This window comes from Bradyrhizobium sp. CB3481 (genome assembly GCF_029714305.1).
Taxonomy (GTDB): Bacteria; Pseudomonadota; Alphaproteobacteria; order Rhizobiales; family Xanthobacteraceae; genus Bradyrhizobium.
In genome coordinates this window covers 4,351,664-4,368,188 of the sequence record NZ_CP121647.1, presented here as the reverse complement: position 1 = coordinate 4,368,188, position 16,525 = coordinate 4,351,664, and the positions used below count along the sequence as shown (strand labels likewise).

Below are 16,525 nucleotides of genomic sequence, written 5' to 3'. Positions count from 1 at the left end.
GGACGGATCAGGCACGGGCGCTGGCCGCTGTTGCCGAGACGATAGGAAAGTCGAACAGTTTCAATGGTATTCTCCGTTTCCTTGACTGCCCTTTCAGGCCTTGCGGAACACGTGGCGTTGCGCGGCACGGACGGCGCCTGATGGGCGCGACGGACCAGCCTTCGCCCTGGTGGTCGGCCGCGCGGCACGCGGACCGCAGGCCGTTCCTGATGGCCCGGGGCGCGATTATGCGGGCGGTGCGGGCCTGGTTCGACGAGCAGGGATTTACCGAGGTCGAGACCTCCGTGCTCCAGATATCACCCGGCAACGAGACGCATCTGCATGCGCCGCGTACCGAGATCACCGGCAATGACGGCAGCCGTGCGACACGATACCTGCGCACCTCGCCGGAATTCGCGGCCAAGAAACTGCTCGCCGCTGGTGAAACCAAAATATTCGAATTCGCACGGGTGTTCCGCGACCGTGAGCGCGGCGATCTGCATCTGCCCGAATTCACGATGCTGGAATGGTATCGCGCTAACGCCGGCTATGACGCCATCATGGCCGACACCATTGTCGTGATTGCCCATGCAGCGCAGGCGACCGGCATCGGCCAATTCGCGTTCCGCGGCAGAACGGCCGATCCCTTTGCCGAGCCGGAACTCCTGACGGTGGCGCAGGCATTCGAGCGCTTTGCCGGAATCGATCTTCTGGCCACAATCGTGAATGGCGAGGGCGATCGAGCGGCACTGGCGGCTGTTGCAAGTAAGCGGGTGCGGGTCACGGACGACGACACCTGGTCGGACATTTTCAGCAAGGTGCTGGTCGAGCATGTCGAACCAAATCTGGGGCAGGGGCGTTTAACGGTCCTGTTCGAATATCCGGCGCCGGAGGCCGCATTGGCGCGGGCGAAGGCGGCTGATCCCCGCATTGCCGAACGGTTCGAGGTCTATGCCTGCGGCGTCGAGCTGGCCAATGGCTTTGGCGAACTGACCGATGCCGCTGAGCAGCGCCGCCGTTTCGTCGATTCGATGGACGAGAAGGAGCGGCGCTATGGTGAGCGCTACCCGCTGGACGAGGATTTTCTTGCCGCAGTCGCCGCGATGCCGCTATCCAGCGGCGTTGCACTAGGCTTCGACCGGCTGGTGATGCTGGCAAGCGGTGCGCTGCGGGTCGACCAGGTAGTGTGGACGCCGCCGGCAGGAGAGAGATGAACAGGATCGATCCGAAACTTTTGGCAACGCTGCGGCAGCCCGCTGATCTCGTCGCGCGCGGGCTGGCGATGCCTGCCGACCTCGCCGATCTCGAACGGGTGGCGGCGCGCTATGCGATAGCCGTGACGCCGGAGGTCGCCGGCCTGATCGACACAGACAACCCCGATGATCCGATCGCGCGGCAATTCATTCCGAGCGCATTGGAGCTGGAGGAAGCGCCCGGTGAGAATGCCGATCCGATCGGCGACGACGCACATTCGCCGCTTCCCGGCATCGTGCACCGCTATCCCGACCGCGTGCTGTTCAAGCTGGTGCATGTCTGTGCGGTCTATTGCCGGTTCTGCTTTCGGCGCGAGATGGTCGGGCCGGGCAAGGCGACCGCGCTGTCGGAGGACGCCTATCAGGGCGCGCTGGACTACATCCGCGCGCGCACCGAAATCTGGGAAGTCATCCTGACTGGCGGCGATCCCTTGATGCTTTCGCCGCGGCGGCTTTCCGAGATCATGGCCGACCTCGCCGCCATCGATCATGTCAAAATCGTGCGGCTTCACACCCGCGTGCCGGTGGCGGCGCCGAAGCGAATCGATGCCGATATGATCGCGGCGCTGCATGCCGGCGGCGTCACCACCTGGATCGCGGTTCATGCCAATCATCCGCGTGAACTGTCTGATGAGGCACGCGCCGCCTGCGCGCGGCTGGCCGATTCCGGCATTCCGCTGGTGAGTCAGACGGTGCTGCTGCGCGGCGTCAATGACGATGCGGCGACGCTGGAAGCCTTGATGCGGGCTTTTGTCGAAAATCGAATCAAACCCTACTATCTGCACCATGGTGACCTCGCGCCGGGGACTGTGCATCTGCGCACTGGCATCGCGGAGGGGCAGGAACTGATGCGTCGCTTGCGGGGCCGCGTCTCGGGCCTGTGCCAGCCGGAATATGTGCTCGACATTCCCGGCGGTCACGGCAAGGCGCCGATCGGACCGAATTATTTGTCGCATACAAGTTCCAGGGAATGTGATCTATCCTCTGAAGCGCAATATCGTATCGTTGATTATTGCGGTGACGTTCACCTCTATCCGCCAAAGCCGTAACCAGCGATGACGGACGACGGCGACGAGAAGCAGGAGCCGCCGGAAGACGAGCGCCATCGCGGAATTGAAAATGCGGTATTGCTCGGTTTCTTCGTGGTGCTGGTGGCGGCCGGAATCTGGTTGCTTGGCACCATGGCCGATGTACGAAAGGCGCAGGACTGCGCCGCCCAGGGACGCCGGAACTGTGCGATAATCGACGTGCCGGCGCGGTAGCAACAAACAGGAATACGGGAGAACCGACATGCGAACCACAATCCTTTCGATAGCGCTGACGGTTCTGATCGGCGGCGCGGATGTGCTCGCGCAGGGGTCGTCATCCGTTTCGAAGAATTCCGGCGGTGGTGGCGGCGGGGCAATACAGGCGCCGGTCGGTCACCGCCAGCCGCGTCCGAGCGATCTGCCCAATGACGGCAAGAACCAGTACAACGATCCGAACGATGCGTTGAGCAAGGAAAACGCGGCGCTCGATCGCAAGATCAAGAGCATCTGCCGCGGCTGCTGATGACGAGATGAGAAAGACGGCGGCGAGCGCTGCGCCCGCCACCGTCCGGCATTAGCCGGGCTTTGCCGCACGGCCATAAAGCACAGCCAGACAGACAAGGAGCGTCGCGGCCGACAGGCCGAGCGACCAGTGAATGCCGATCGCGGCTCCCGCGAGGCCGACCGTGATGCCGCTGAAGGCCCGCATGCCGAGCCCGGCCATGTTGAACAGGCCGACGACGCGGCCGCGGCTATCGGCGGGCGCGTTGATCTGGACCAGCGCCTGCGCCATCGTGTTGAACGACAGTTCGAAGAATCCTGCGGCAAACAGCAGCGCGATCGTAAGCGCGTAGATGCGTGACGATGCAAAGGCGAGCAGCGACAGCGCCCAGAGAATGGCGAGCGCGATTGCTGTGCGCGGCGTTGGTCTGAGCCGTCCCCATGCTTCCAGGGCGATGGCGGCAAGGACAGCCCCGGCAGCGTCGGCGGCCAGCAGCACGCTGTAGGACACACCGGGATCGCCGTGCCCGAGGTCGCCGGCGAAGCCCGGCATCTGGGCATGGTAGGCATTGCCGATCATGAAGGAGGTCAGGCCGGCGAGCAGCGTCATCGAGGTCAGCACACCGTGCGTGGCGATGTCGCGGATGGTCTGCACGATGTCGGCGAGGCCGCGGACGGCGAAGCGCTTCAGCGCCAGGCTCTTGTCGCGGGCGGGCGCCCAGAACAGCCAGAGCAGCATCGGCAAATAGAACAGCGTGTTGACGATGATGCCATGGGACGGGCCGAGCGCCAGCATGATGACGCCGCCCATCGCCGGCCCGACCAGGATGCCGAGATAGCGCGCCATCGCGTTCAGCCGCACCGCGCTGGGCAGATCGGCGGGACCGACGATGTCATAGAGCAGCAACTGGTTCGGCGTCTGCCACAGCACGCCGGCGCAGCCATGGATCACCAGAAGCAGCATCGCATGCCACATCTGAAGCGTGTCGGTGAGGAAGAAGAGGCCCCATCCGGCGGACGCCACGATGAACAGCAACATGCCGCATTGGATGATGCGGCGCGGATCGTAGCGGTCGGCGAGGCCGCCGACGGCGACGGAGAAGAACAGAAAGGGCAGCCAGTGCGACAGCACCGCAAAGCCCGCAAGCGCCGGCGAATGGAATTTCTGGAACACCACCCAGTAGCTGATCACATGCTCGACATTGTCGGCCATCATGGCCAGCACGTAAGCTGCGAACTGGGCCCGATAGGGCACTGACTTCATGGCTGCAAACGAGCTCGATGCAGCCACGGGGCTTGTCGAAGGTTTTGAACTCAATCGATCACCTGGGGAAACCTGATTGGCCCGAATGCCGACGCGGCATCCGGACGCCGCTGGCGCCGATACACGCTTGTTGCCGCGTGCTCAAGACGCAAGCGGCCGTGCCGGGCCGAAATAGCCGGGCTGGTCGAGGTCGGCGAGCAGCCCCGGCTGTTCCGGCCTCCATGATAGCGACGAGCGCGTCCGCGCGCTCGAGGCCGGGATATCCATGCTCGCCATTCTGACGAACCAGCCGAAATGCACAGCGGCTTCGTCAGGGGTCTTCGAGACGACCGGCACGCCGAGCCGGCGGCCGATCACGTCTGCAATGGCCTTGAATGGGACAGCCTCCTCATCGACCGCATGATACGGACCGCTCTCGACGCCGCGCTCGAGCGCCAGCCGATAGAGGCGGGCGGCATCGAGCCGATGCACGGCAGGCCAGCGGTTCTGACCATCGCCGACATAGGCCGAAACGCCTTTCGCGCGCGCCAGACTGATCAGATGCGGAACAAAGCCATGATCGCCGATGCCATGGGTTGTCGGCGCCAGACGCACCGCCGATGCGCGCACGCCGCGGGCCGCGAGCGCTGCGGCGGCTGCTTCGGAGACGCGCAGCGAACTCGGATCCGGACGGTCGGCTTCGGTCGCGACGCGTCCCGGTGCGAGCGATCCGAATCCGGAGGTGACCAGCATCTGCCGGTCGGTGCCTTCCAGGGCTGCGCCCATCGCCTCGATTGCACGCCTGTCTTCGGCGCAGTTTTCCGAGAATCTGGAAAAGTCGTGGTTGAACGCCGTGTGGATCACGGCGTCCGCCTGACGGACGCCGGCGCGCAGGCTGTCCAGATCCTCCAGCGATCCGCGATGGATGTTGGCACCGATGGCCGCGAGCGCCTCGGCGCCGCGATCGGAACGGGCGAGACCCAGCACTTCATGGCTTGATGCGATCAGTTCGCGGGCAATGGCAGATCCAACAAAGCCGGTCGCGCCGGTGACGAAGATACGCATGGGACAGTCTCCAATTGGTGTTTGGAGGCTGATATCGGTCAGCCGTTCATCATGTTAAAGTAGTGACCTTATCGTGGTATAGTGACCAACAGGATGAGGGATGGCCGAAGCTACGAACAATCTGCTCGGGGCCTACCTGAAGGACCGTCGTTCCAAGCTCGATCCGGCGGCCTTCGGCTTTGCAGTGGGGCGAAGGCGGACGCCGGGGTTGCGCCGGGAGGAGGTCGCCCAGCGCGCCAATATCAGTCCGACCTGGTACACGTGGCTGGAGCAGGGGCGGGGCGGCGCGCCCTCGGCTGATGTGTTGAACCGGATCGCCGGCGCGCTGATGCTGACCGACATCGAGCGCGAGCATGCGTTCCTGCTCGGGCTCGGGCGTCCGCCCGAAGTGCGCTACAGGGCGGCCGATGGCGTAACGCCGCGCTTGCAGCGCCTGCTCGACGCATTCGAGGTCAGTCCCGCCCTGATCAAGACCGCGACCTGGGACGTCGTGGCCTGGAATCGCGCGGCCGCCGTCGTGCTGACTGATTACGGCACGCTGCCTCCCGGCGAGCGCAACATCCTGCGCCTCATCTTCTGCGACGCGCGCGTTCGCGCCGCGCAATATGACTGGCAAAGCATCGCCCGGTTCGTGGTAGGTGCATTCAGGGTGGATGCGGCACGGGCCGGCGCCGTTTCCGAGGTCGGCGAACTCGTGGACGAACTCTGCCGGCGCAGTCCGGAATTCGCCGCGCTATGGCGCGACAACAACGTGCATGTGCACGGCGAGGGCGTCAAGCGCCTCCGGCATCCGATCCTCGGCCCGATCATGATGGAATACTCCGCCTTTGCCGTCGATGGCCGGCCGGACCTCAGCATGATCGTCTACAATCCGGCGACGAGTTCCGATGCCGAGCGTATCCGCTCGCTCGTGGCCTCGCAGCCGGCGGCAAGGTGACGGTCTTACGCCGATCACAAGTTGGTACAATGCGCGCCTGCACCATCGTCCATCGGCAACATCAGACATATACTCGGCATGATGATTGCTGATTGGGAGGCCGCATGCCCGCTGCCCCGTTGCGAACAATTGTGTTGATTGTCGTCTGCCTCTGCGACGGCGCGTTAGCTGTCGTTTCTGCACAGCCGCGTCATGCGCCGGGAGCCGCCACCGTTCGATCCACTGATACGCGTGCATCACGTCTGAAGCACAACGCTGCCCGGATGCCGGTTGCCGCCCGCGATGGTTACATCGATCCGGCAGCCCCCTACAAGGCCAATCGGCTTTCATCGCCGCGGGTGAGCGAACCGATCCTCAACATTCCCGGGCAGACCACCGTTCTCACGCGGGAAGTGCTCGACGACATGAACGCCACCAGCGTTCGGGGCGCGCTGGGCTCCGTAGCAGGCGTGACGATCGGAAGATAGCGCGGCTAGCGCCCGCGATCTGCGGCGTCGCCGTGTTAATAGTCGAGATCCGACAGGAACGTCGTATTCACAATCTCGAACTCGGAGTCCCGCCAGTCTTTCATCAATCTCGCACGCGTCGCAACGTGCGTTGCGTGGTCTGACGTTATGCAATTGACCGCGTTATGATCGATGCCGGAAATCTCGAGCAGCGCGTCGAAACTTGCCTGCCGATCCTCGCGATTCTCAACTTCGGCAAAGTAGATCGTGTGGTCGAACTTTCCCATTGCCCAACAGAATTGAACGTTGGCCCGATCAGCCGCGAATGTTGAAATTGGAGCAAGCAGAATTACCGTCAACAACAATCGACCGACCGGGTTAATCATCGCGCTGCTCCAAAATATGCTGAAATCCGTTCGAATTGCCGGACCGCGAAGGAGCCGGTCCACTGCGGGAACGTATAATTCGAAGTTCAATTTCTTCATGTGACATACCCCACAGGCCGGTCGCTTCTTGCAAAGCCTATGCCGTGGGCTCGTCGGTGAAGTCAGCCGTTTGGGGGAGGAGTGCCCGGATTATGCGTCCAGTCTTCTGGCCGTGGTTGCCAGTTTTTTAAGCCGAAGCAGGGCGCGCCGCCTGCGTGCCCTGCTTCGCCGTTATGCGCGTGGGGGCTTTAAGCCGAACGCTCCTCTGGGAATTTGAGCGATCGCGCACGCCTTGTCTCGACCGCATCGGCCAGACCGTTCAACACCGACACCGTCGTCTCCCAGTCGATGCAGCCGTCGGTGATGCTCTGGCCATAGGTCAGCTTCTTGCCCGGCACCACGTCCTGGCGACCGGCCACCAGATTGCTCTCGATCATCACACCGGTGATGCGCTGCTCGCCACCGGCGATCTGCCGGGCAATGTCGGCGGCGACCAATGGCTGGTTCTTCGGCTTCTTGGAGCTGTTGGCGTGACTGGTGTCGATCATGATGCGCGGCGCCACGCCGGCACGAACGAGCTCCTGGCACGCCGCATCGACGCTATCGCGATCATAGTTCGGCTTGTTGCCGCCGCGCAGGATGATGTGGCAGTCCTCGTTGCCGGTTGTTGCCGCAATCGCCGAGCGCCCGCCCTTGGTCACCGCCATGAAATGATGCGGATGCGAGGCCGACTTCACGGCGTCCGCCGCGATGCGGACATTGCCGTCGGTGCCGTTCTTGAAGCCGACCGGGCAGGATAGGCCGGATGCGAGCTCGCGGTGGATCTGGCTCTCGGTGGTGCGCGCGCCGATCGCCGCCCACGCCATCAGGTCGGCAATGTATTGCGGCGTCGTCATGTCGAGGAATTCGGTGCCGGCCGGCAGACCGAGATTGTTCACCGCTGACAATACGTTGCGGGCGAGGCGGAGACCCTTGTTGATGTCGAAAGAACCGTCGAGATTGGGGTCGTTGATGAGCCCCTTCCAGCCGACCGTCGTGCGCGGCTTCTCGAAATAGACGCGCATCACGATTTCGAGACGGTCGGCGAGCTGCTCGCGCAGGACGGCGAGGCGCTCGGCGTAGTCGACGGCTGCGGCGGGATCGTGGACCGAGCAGGGGCCGACGACGACCAGCAGGCGGTCGTCGGTGCCGTTGAGGATGGCGTGAATGGCGTTACGTCCGGCCATCACGACGCGCGTCGCGGTCAAGGTGCGCGGTATCTCGCCCATCACCTCCTGCGGCGTGCTCAGTTCTTTCAGTTCGCTAATTCGAAGGTCGTCGGTGGTGCTCAACACGGCTCTGGCTCCTGGTTAGGAAACCTGCCGGCCAATAAAAAAGCCGCCAGGTTTGGCGGCTGTTCGGATTGTATGCTTCAATTCATCAGATTGAGCGCGATCCTCCCACCGCCAGCGAGCTGTCGTAGCTAAAATACCAAAAGTTGCTGGCGGCGAACGTGATCATGGCGCGCTCTATAGCGCACCCGGCCCGGCCTGTCACCCCATAATCGGCGGCCTCAGGTCTTGCGCGCGGCGAGCGCCACCCCGACCAGCGATGCGCCGCCGAGCACGAGGTTGATCCCGACCAGCAGGCCAATCGCCCATTCCGCCGATCCCGGTAGCCCCGAGATGATGATGAAGGCGATCAACAGGTCCATCACGCCTGAGATCAGCAGCCAGGACCAACGCTCCGACAATTCGCGGCGATGCTCCAGCGCATACATGATGGTGACGACGCCTTCGGCGAGAAAATAAGCGCCGACCACGATGGTGAGCGTGAGGATGCCTTGCACCGGCCGTGCCAGCAGAATGCCACCGGCGAGAACGGCCAGCGCGGCGGAAAACAATGACCACCAGAAGCCCGGCATCTGCCGCGCCCAGTAGGTGACAAACAATCCGGCGATGCCGCTGATCAGGAACATCCAGCCGAGGAAGATGGTGACGGCAAGGCTGGCCAGCGGCGGCACGATCATCGCGGCCAGCCCGAGCAATGCGAGCACGATGCCCTCGAACAAGAAGGCCTTCCAGTGCGCCTTTACCGCGGCGTTCATTGCAGTCTGCAGTTTTCCGATATCCGGAGGATTGTCCTGGGGAAGGGTCATTGGAAGCTCCGATGCCTGCCGCGCCGATCGCATGCCCAATATAGCCCGTGCGCGGCCTGCGGGCGAAAATTGTTCGCTGGCCTTTTTGATCGATATCAACGACGGACGGATGACGTTCAGCCGGGCTCGGGCGCGGACGAGAATCCGTCCGCAGAGGTTCTGATGCGGTTGCGGCCGAATACATAAACCGCCGAGGTCGCCAGCAAGAGCGCGAGGCCGATCAGAATGGAGCTCATGCCGAGCGGAATGAGAAGCAGCGAGGCGTTACGGTCGGGATTGACGAACCAGTGATGCAGCGAGGTCAGCACGAAAGCCGCGCCGGCGAATCCAGCACCGCTGCCAACGAGCAAGAGCGCCCACATCCGCCGCAACTGGCTCAACCGCTCACGCGCGATCTCGGTGCGCGGCGCATGATGGCGGCCGACGCGCCGTACCAGGCGGATCGCAAATCCGATCGAGCTGAAGCCGATCAGCAGGCTCGCCGCGCCCAGCAGCAGTCGCGCGTTGGGACCGAGCTCGCCATGTTTCTGCAGGGTCAGCAGCGGAAAGTCGAAGGCGGCATGGAGTGCGATCGGTGCGAACAGCGCCAGCGCCCAGCTCGATATCCGTGCCCAGTCGCGATGATGGCGATTTGCGCCGAGTGCCGTGCCGGCGCGCGCGATCGCAATATAGGCGCCGGCGATGATACCGAGCGCGCCATGAAACGGCACCGTCAGCACGCTGCGCAGCGCGGCAAGCGAACGCCACATGTCGGAGTGCTGAACGAGATAGGCGAGGTTTTCGTAAGCGGCGAAGCCGAGGCCGGCGGCCGCGCCATAGACCACGGTGTCCATCGGGTCGGCAAAGGTGCGGCGGCGCGCCGACGCGGCGACCAGGAGGATGACGAGGACCTTCACGATCTCTTCCGGCGCGGCAACCCCGAACACCGAGCGCAGGCCCTGCGTCATCCACGGGTTTCCCGGCACCGCGAGGATTGCCGCAAACGGGGCCCGCGCGATGCCCAGCAGCGAGATGCTGGCGGCCCCCAGGATGAAGGCGAGCCACACCCGCCCCGGCGGACCGGGACGCTCGTCGGCGGCGATGACGAGCCATAGCAGCAGCAACGCCGGCGCGATCGCGGCAACGCCGATCGATGTGGGGAGGGCCTGAAGCAACAACATCTTGCGGAACTTTACCTCATTTACGAAAATGGCCGTATCTTCAGCCGTTTGCAAGAAAGTCAAACGCGACTCCTTGTCGCCAAAGCCGGTTTGAACGCCACGCCGTCTGCCATCAACATTTCGGACGCGCCGCAGGTCCGGTCAACGGTTCACACTTGTTCAAGCAGGTGTAATCAGGCAGCGGGCCTGGATGGCTTGCCGATCCTGCCCTGGACCAGGAGCAATCCCGCCAGTGCGAGCGCCGCGAAGCCGGCACCCGCCAGGAACGTCGCTTGCGGTCCGGCGCTGTCCCAGAGCGCGCCGGCAATGACGCTGGCCGCGAGCATGGCCACGCCGCCCAGCAGGTTGAAAAACCCGTAAGCGGTGCCGCGCAATTCCACCGGCGCGGTATCGGCGACGAGGGCGGCCAGTAATCCCTGCGTCAGCCCCATGTGCAGGCCCCAGAGCACGACGCCGAGCGCAACGCCGCCCACCGATGGGAGCAGGGCCAGTACGACGTCGGCCGCGACCAGCAACAGAATGCCGCCTGCCAGCACGGCCGTACGGCTGACGCGGTCGGAGATGACGCCGGCCGGGTAGGCCGCGAGCGCATAGACGACATTCATGGCGACCAGCACAGCAGGGGTCAGCGCAATCGGCAACCCGACGTTCTGGGCGCGCAGGATGAGGAATGCCTCGCTGAAGCGCGCCAGCGTGAACACGCTCGCCACCGCCACCACCCACCAATAGGCGGCGCCGAGATTTCCGATCTCGGCCAGGCTGATCGGATTGCGCACGACGCGCAGCGTCGGCGGCCGTTCGGGCTCGCGGACGGCGAAGACGATCAGCGCCAGCGCGAGGAAGGCGGGAAGCACCGCGAACCAGAACACCGTCTTGAAGTTGTCTGCCGTCCACCACATCAGGGCGATCGCGAGCAGCGGACCGACGAACGCGCCGACCGTGTCGAGCGATTGCCGCAGCCCGAAGCTGGCGCCGCGCAGATCGGCTGGCGCGATATCAGCTATCAGTGCGTCGCGCGGCGCTCCGCGAATGCCCTTGCCGACGCGGTCGACGAAACGCGCAGCCACCAGCCAGCCGATCGTCGGCGCCAGCGGAAAGACCGGCTTGGTGATGGCGGCAAGGCCATAGCCGGTGGCGGCGAGCCATTTGCGCTTGCCGAGCCAATCCGAAAGCGCGCCGGAGAATATTTTTGTGATCGAGGCGGTCGCCTCGGCGATGCCCTCGATGACGCCGACCGTCACCATCGACGCGCCGAGCACGGTGACCAGATAGATCGGCAGCAGGGCGTGGATCATCTCCGACGAGATGTCCATCAGCATCGAGACGAAGCCCAGGACCCATACGCCGGGCGGGATGCCCCTGGCCGAACGGTTCGGCCCGGTATCAGCGATCATGTCGCATCTCGCGCCGCCTCATCGCGCCAACAGGCGGCGGCAGGCTTCGACAAAGACCTCTGCGCCCGTGACGATATCGGCGTCTGCGGTGTTCTCGGTCCAGTGGTGCGAGATGCCGCCGATCGAGGGCACGAACAGCATGCCCGATGGCATGATGGTGGCCAGGGTCTGGGCATCGTGCCCGGCACCGCTCGGCATGCGCAGCGATTTGCCCTGCGCGAGGGCTGCGCTTGCGGCCTCGATGGCATCCTGGAACGAGGCATCCATTCGCGCCGGCGCGCCGGTGCGGATGCGCTCCACCGCGACGCGGCAGCGGCCCTGCCTGTCGACCTCCGCGGCCATGCTGCGCAGGAGGTCCTCCAGCCGCGCGATCACGGCGGGATCGTCATCGCGGATCTGAAACAGCATCTCCGCCGCGCCCGGGATGATGCTGGGTGCGCCGGGATCGAGGGTGATGCGGCCGGTGGTCCACACCGTGCGCGGTCCGCAGGCGGCGGGGAAACGATCGTCGATGTCGACGCAAAATCTGGCAAGCGCGAGGCCTGCATCGCGCCGGACGGCCATCCGCGTCGTGCCCGCATGGTTCTGCTCGCCGGTGAACGCGATGCGGTATTGCCAGATTCCGACGATGGAGGTGACGATGCCGATCTTGAGGCCGCTGCTTTCCAGCGTCTCGCCCTGTTCGATATGAGCCTCGAGATATCCGATGTGGCGCCCGCGTTCGGCCTGCACGCGAGGACGGCCGGCAAGGCCTGCGCGTGCCAGCGCCTCGCGCATGGTCCGGCCATCGCTACGATCGCACGCCGCATCGATTTCGGCATCGCTGACCGCGCCGACATAGGAGCGGCTGCCGAGGAAGTGCCCGAAATGCCCTTCCTCGTCGCACCACGCCGCGACCTCGACGGCGCCGCGCGTCGCCGCGTCGCCATTGAGGACGCGAGCGGCCTCGAGCGCGTAGACCACGCCGAGCGGTCCATCGAGCCAGCCTGCATGGTTCTGGCTTTCCAGGTGCGAGCCGGCCAGCAATTTCGGACCGGCTTTGGCACTGGTAGAAATCACGTTGCCGATGCCGTCGATCTCGCCCGCAAGCCCGGCGTCGGGGAGGCGTTGTACCAGCCACCGCAGGGAATCCAGATGCGCTTCCGACAATGTCGGTTTGTGGACCCCGGTCTTATACGGGCCTATTGCACGCAATGCGTGTAGGTCTGCGAGAACGCGCGCACCGTCTGCACGCGGAAGATGATCAGTCATGGACTACACGCGTTCGTTTATCCGTAGTTCTCCGGGGTAGAACAAAGTTCCTCACGTTTTCGCGAGGGTAGAACAAAGTTCCGTGAACGAGGCCACTATCGTGAATTTATGCCATGAGGAACCCGAGCGCGGCGATCGCTAGCCACTACTATCACGATCGCGGCCACCGCACCGGCCGTGATCTTCGCTCTGTCCCCTGGCGTGTAGTTCCGCATCACTATCGCAAAAGTAGTTGTAGGGTGGTGGGCTGCCGTGGAACTCTAACCGCCGGGGCATGCCGGAGGAAATAGGCTTCTCGTGAAGCGGCGGCGCAACGGGCCGGGGGCCCCCGCGCCGCGCGTTGCTCGCGGGGGATTTGTGTCTGCTTCCGGTAGATCGAAGGGGGCGCTGGTCCAGGCGGATTAGGGCGGAGCTTCACCAGCGGCTGTCGGGAGAGACGGCATCGCGCATGCCGGCGGCCGCGTGATCCTCGCTCATACGATTTTTCATGGCGGCAACGACGTTACTGGCGAATGCAATCCGAGGATCATTGCCTGCTGCGGTGTGCGGATCAGCCGGCGCGAGGTCGGGAGCTTGCGAGTCTTTCGGCGGGTACCCAACGCGAGCTTCGAACAGATCGAGCTGATGCTCGAAATTTGAGAGGGCGTCATTCAGATTGGCCTGTTCTTTCGCGCGGGGATCTCGGTCCATAGGATGCTCCCAATGCATTAGTCTGCGAGCCGACGCGAACCAGCGGCGGAAGTTACGCAGCATGCGCTTCCTCATCTGGCCGGTGGACGAGTGTCTTGATCCGCAAGCTGGCAATTGTCCCACCGTGCTCAAGTGCGTCCCTCACCCAGCGGCTGCGATTTAACATTGTGCGGCTGTCGGTTTCGAAAAGGGCCGCCACGTGTGGCGGCCCGCAATTTTCTGGAGGAGACAAGCCGTCAGATCAGACGGACTGCATGGCCTTGCCTGCGGCGGCGATAGGCCAACAAGCCGACACCGGCGAAGCCCAGGATCATCATGGCCCAGGTGGATGGCTCGGGGACCGCAGGCGTCGCAGCGGCGAAGCCTGTGCTAACAAAAGGCCCGTGATCGGTCGTACAGACGGTGCCACAAAAGCCCATCTGAGCAGCCACCTCAAAGCCCTTATTGTTGGGCGTGAGGAAATTAGCTTCGGTCCACGACGTGCCAGTACCAGTGATCGTGAACGTACCTGACGTCGTTGCCAAGCCGTCAAACGTATTGACTACGAAATCGAAGAAGCCGAAGCCGTCTAGATTTCCTGATCCTTGGGTTGCGGGATTGGTGGCTTGCGGGTACGCGGTACCATCAGCCAACGTGCCGGAAAACGTCGTTAAAGACGCGCTGCCGCCGCCAAGGTTTATATTTAGACCTACCACATTCTGGTGATAGGCGAACCCCGTAGCCGCAGAGTACGTAACGGTTGCCGAAGTCGCGCTAGTTACGTCGATGTCGATGGTTCCACAACCACCGACAGGACACGTGGCAAACCCATTGGTCGTATCAAGGGTGAAGATAAGGTCCGCTTGAGCCGGACTGGTAAAGGCCAAAGCACCGGTCGCAAGCAGCACTGGAAATGTCAAAGCTAATGCAGTTCGATTGAACCTCATGACTGCTACTCCGTTTTACATGCACCCCCCTGATGAAGTTTGAAATCCAAGTTTGAGTATTGCCATTTTTTCCCGAAATTTATCAGTCATTAAAAATTGGTAAAGTGATTTAGCGCTGTCGATTAAAATATTTAAATGTCAGTTGGATTTACCTATATTGCCTCGTAATACAAAGGGTTGTGGCAGCCTCAAGTTGCTCTTTGGCCGTCCTGATTGAATAATTGCTCAGGCTGTATTGTTGTTGAGTGCAGTTTTTCCCGTTGTTCGATCGGGGCGTGGCCCGGCAATCAATGGGCGTTGCCGGTCCGGCACTGGCTATAATGGTCGCTCGTCGCAGGCCGGCCATCCCGAGATGCTCGCTCTTCCGGTTTTTCACCGCTGCGATGACGTCGTTGGCGAATGCAGTTTGAAATCGTGCGGCAGCGGCTCATGCGCTGGCGATGGCTTCCAGTATCCCGTGCGAGCTTCGAGCCGATGTTCGAAACCGGCGAGGGCATCTTTCAGATCGGCCCGTTCTTTTCGTACGGGGGTCTCGATCCATAAGATGGTCGCAATAGGATGGTCCGATCGAGGAGACGCCAGCGGCCTGCACTACACAGAATGGGTTTCCTCATCTTGCTGAGGGACAAGCGCCTTGATCCGCAGGCTATCCATTGTCTCGCCGCGCTCGAGCGCGTCCTTGACCCAGCGCGGCTGTGTTCCTCTGCCCGACCATGTCTGGAACGGGGCGTGCGGGTTGCGAAATTTTGCCACGGCGGCATGTTTGCGCTTGTCGGTGCCACCGATGGGGGAAAGGCTGGCACGGCGCTGGATCTCGTCCAGTCTTTGCTGAAGCAAGTTGGCTTCGGCCTCCAGCTTGACGGCCAGTTTGGATCCGAGCTCATTGTACAAGTCCCAGAGCTCGGCGGTTGACATCGTCTCGAAATTGCAATCCCTCCGTTTCATCACATGCCTCTGCAGCGATCAACTTGGGTGGGTCGCCATCTCGAAAAAAAGGCCGCCACGGTGGCGGCCTTTTCGTCTTCTATCGATGCGCGCGTATCAGACCAGCCGCAGTGCCTGACCTTGTGCGCGGCGGCGGTAGGCGAGGAAGCCCACGCCGGCGAAGCCGAGGATCATCATGGCCCAGGTGGAGGGCTCGGGGACGGCGCCGACCGTCTCAAACCCTCCGAGCCGGACTTGCCGCACATCTTCGAACGTCGCGCCATTAATCGCTGTGAGCGAAATGTCGGTCATCAGCTGTCCGTTGATACTGGTAACAGTGAAGAAGTTTTGGCCGTTGGCGTTGACCGTGAAGTCGTCTTCGAAGAAGCCGCCGTTGATATTGACGCCCTCCACATGGATAAGCACGCTCCCATTGCTGGCGGCATTGATGTTGAACACGGCTCTCGTGAATGTGTCGTTGTTCGCCAAGTCGAACGAGAGTTGAGTCAGGGAAGTGTTCCCGGTACCGCCTGACACCGTGGCCTGGCCGCTGGGGTTTGCGCTCAAGAGTCCGGTGCCGCTCGTGGACGTGAAATTAACCACGAGGTCGTTTGGTCCGACCGTGCCAGTGACGAGCGACACGTTTGTCGCGGGGTCCAGCAGCACGTTGTCCGTGCCCTGATTGTTGACGCCCGTGACCACAACGATGTCTGCCTGCGCCGGGCTGATCGAAACAGCGGCCATCGATATGAAAGCAGCTGCCAATATTCCGCGTGAACTAACCATTCCATTATACTCCCTGCCTACCGGTGCCAAAAATTCGCGTAAAATTCGCGTAAAAATGGCGGCTGACTGATTGCCACCTTTTCCCGAAATCTACCGATTATTAAAAAAGTGTAAAGGGGCAAGCGATTACTGAGATACCTCTATTTAAAATAATTTCAACATTTGTAGGTTGCGCGCCAGTGATTGTGCATCTCCTTCAAAATGCGCGTTCCGACTGAATTTTCGTGGGACGTGTTCATTTTTATATAGTCGTATTTAATTGAGCGGTAAGTCGGTTCAGGATTAAAATAAATAGGTATTTTTCCCATCCTTCGTGGGTCAGGCCAGCTTCAGGTGGGTGCTCTGCGGCGTTCATTCCGGAGACATGTCGCTGCCGCCTA

Annotated in this window: 18 protein-coding genes; 6 read left to right on the top strand and 12 right to left on the bottom strand. The window is 62.6% G+C overall.

Annotation, left to right across the window (positions count from 1 at the left end):
• The first annotated feature begins 140 nt into the window (after window positions 1-140).
• Genes epmA through QA643_RS21240 form a run of 4 tightly spaced genes read left to right on the top strand, consistent with a single transcriptional unit; the run spans window position 141 to window position 2,783 of the window.
• Window positions 141-1,193 (top strand): EF-P lysine aminoacylase EpmA, encoded by a 1,053-nt coding sequence (epmA, locus tag QA643_RS21255; protein ID WP_283027857.1) that lies wholly within the window; start codon window positions 141-143, stop codon window positions 1,191-1,193.
• The gene (locus QA643_RS21250) at window positions 1,190-2,281 is read left to right on the top strand and encodes a lysine-2,3-aminomutase-like protein (protein WP_283027856.1); all 1,092 of its coding nucleotides are present in this window, start codon (window positions 1,190-1,192) and stop codon (window positions 2,279-2,281) included. Before epmA ends, QA643_RS21250 begins: the two co-directional genes overlap by 4 nt.
• Before the next feature lie 6 nt (window positions 2,282-2,287).
• Entirely contained in the window at window positions 2,288-2,494 is a 207-nt protein-coding gene (locus QA643_RS21245; RefSeq protein ID WP_283027855.1) for a hypothetical protein, read from the top strand.
• A 28-nt stretch (window positions 2,495-2,522) separates the two neighbouring features.
• Window positions 2,523-2,783: a hypothetical protein gene (locus QA643_RS21240; RefSeq protein ID WP_283027854.1), complete on the top strand. Its 261-nt coding sequence runs from the start codon at window positions 2,523-2,525 to the stop codon at window positions 2,781-2,783.
• Between the two features lie 51 nt (window positions 2,784-2,834).
• Here the strand turns inward: QA643_RS21240 and QA643_RS21235 are convergent, their stop codons facing one another.
• On the bottom strand, window positions 2,835-4,025 hold the full coding sequence (locus QA643_RS21235) for an MFS transporter (RefSeq protein ID WP_283034873.1): 1,191 nt from the start codon (window positions 4,023-4,025) through the stop codon (window positions 2,835-2,837).
• Window positions 4,026-4,166: 141 nt separating this feature from the next.
• Window positions 4,167-5,069, bottom strand: a complete 903-nt coding sequence (locus QA643_RS21230) for an SDR family oxidoreductase (protein ID WP_283027853.1) — start codon at window positions 5,067-5,069, stop codon at window positions 4,167-4,169.
• A gap of 100 nt (window positions 5,070-5,169) precedes the next feature.
• Here QA643_RS21230 and QA643_RS21225 point away from each other — a divergent pair, with 100 nt between their 5' ends.
• Both QA643_RS21225 and QA643_RS21220 read left to right on the top strand, forming a co-directional pair.
• Window positions 5,170-6,006, top strand: a complete 837-nt coding sequence (locus tag QA643_RS21225) for a helix-turn-helix transcriptional regulator (protein ID WP_283027852.1) — start codon at window positions 5,170-5,172, stop codon at window positions 6,004-6,006.
• A 104-nt stretch (window positions 6,007-6,110) separates the two neighbouring features.
• Window positions 6,111-6,473 carry a Plug domain-containing protein gene (locus QA643_RS21220; RefSeq protein WP_283027851.1) on the top strand — a complete coding sequence of 121 codons (363 nt, stop codon included), beginning with the start codon at window positions 6,111-6,113 and terminating at the stop codon, window positions 6,471-6,473.
• Window positions 6,474-6,508: 35 nt separating this feature from the next.
• On the opposite strand, the gene QA643_RS21215 is transcribed toward QA643_RS21220, so the two are convergent.
• From QA643_RS21215 to QA643_RS21170, 10 genes are all read right to left on the bottom strand, one after another.
• Complete coding sequence (locus tag QA643_RS21215) at window positions 6,509-6,937, bottom strand: hypothetical protein (RefSeq protein ID WP_283027850.1); 429 nt, start codon at window positions 6,935-6,937, stop codon at window positions 6,509-6,511.
• Between the two features lie 188 nt (window positions 6,938-7,125).
• Window positions 7,126-8,211 carry a 3-deoxy-7-phosphoheptulonate synthase gene (locus tag QA643_RS21210; RefSeq protein WP_283027849.1) on the bottom strand — a complete coding sequence of 362 codons (1,086 nt, stop codon included), beginning with the start codon at window positions 8,209-8,211 and terminating at the stop codon, window positions 7,126-7,128.
• A 218-nt stretch (window positions 8,212-8,429) separates the two neighbouring features.
• Window positions 8,430-9,014: an HdeD family acid-resistance protein gene (locus tag QA643_RS21205; RefSeq protein ID WP_283027848.1), complete on the bottom strand. Its 585-nt coding sequence runs from the start codon at window positions 9,012-9,014 to the stop codon at window positions 8,430-8,432.
• A gap of 116 nt (window positions 9,015-9,130) precedes the next feature.
• On the bottom strand, window positions 9,131-10,174 hold the full coding sequence (locus QA643_RS21200) for a PrsW family glutamic-type intramembrane protease (RefSeq protein WP_283027847.1): 1,044 nt from the start codon (window positions 10,172-10,174) through the stop codon (window positions 9,131-9,133).
• 173 nt (window positions 10,175-10,347) lie between these two features.
• The gene (locus QA643_RS21195) at window positions 10,348-11,568 is read right to left on the bottom strand and encodes an MFS transporter (RefSeq protein ID WP_283027846.1); all 1,221 of its coding nucleotides are present in this window, start codon (window positions 11,566-11,568) and stop codon (window positions 10,348-10,350) included.
• Window positions 11,569-11,586: 18 nt separating this feature from the next.
• Window positions 11,587-12,819, bottom strand: a complete 1,233-nt coding sequence (locus QA643_RS21190; RefSeq protein ID WP_283027845.1) for a Zn-dependent hydrolase — start codon at window positions 12,817-12,819, stop codon at window positions 11,587-11,589.
• 414 nt (window positions 12,820-13,233) lie between these two features.
• Window positions 13,234-13,572, bottom strand: coding sequence for a hypothetical protein (locus QA643_RS21185; RefSeq protein WP_283027844.1), 339 nt, complete (start codon window positions 13,570-13,572; stop codon window positions 13,234-13,236).
• Window positions 13,573-13,745: 173 nt separating this feature from the next.
• Window positions 13,746-14,435 carry a PEPxxWA-CTERM sorting domain-containing protein gene (locus QA643_RS21180; protein ID WP_283027843.1) on the bottom strand — a complete coding sequence of 230 codons (690 nt, stop codon included), beginning with the start codon at window positions 14,433-14,435 and terminating at the stop codon, window positions 13,746-13,748.
• Window positions 14,436-15,026: 591 nt separating this feature from the next.
• Window positions 15,027-15,380, bottom strand: coding sequence for an H-NS histone family protein (locus tag QA643_RS21175; protein ID WP_283027842.1), 354 nt, complete (start codon window positions 15,378-15,380; stop codon window positions 15,027-15,029).
• 96 nt (window positions 15,381-15,476) lie between these two features.
• Entirely contained in the window at window positions 15,477-16,145 is a 669-nt protein-coding gene (locus QA643_RS21170) for a PEPxxWA-CTERM sorting domain-containing protein (RefSeq protein WP_283027841.1), read from the bottom strand.
• Window positions 16,146-16,525 lie beyond the last annotated feature (380 nt).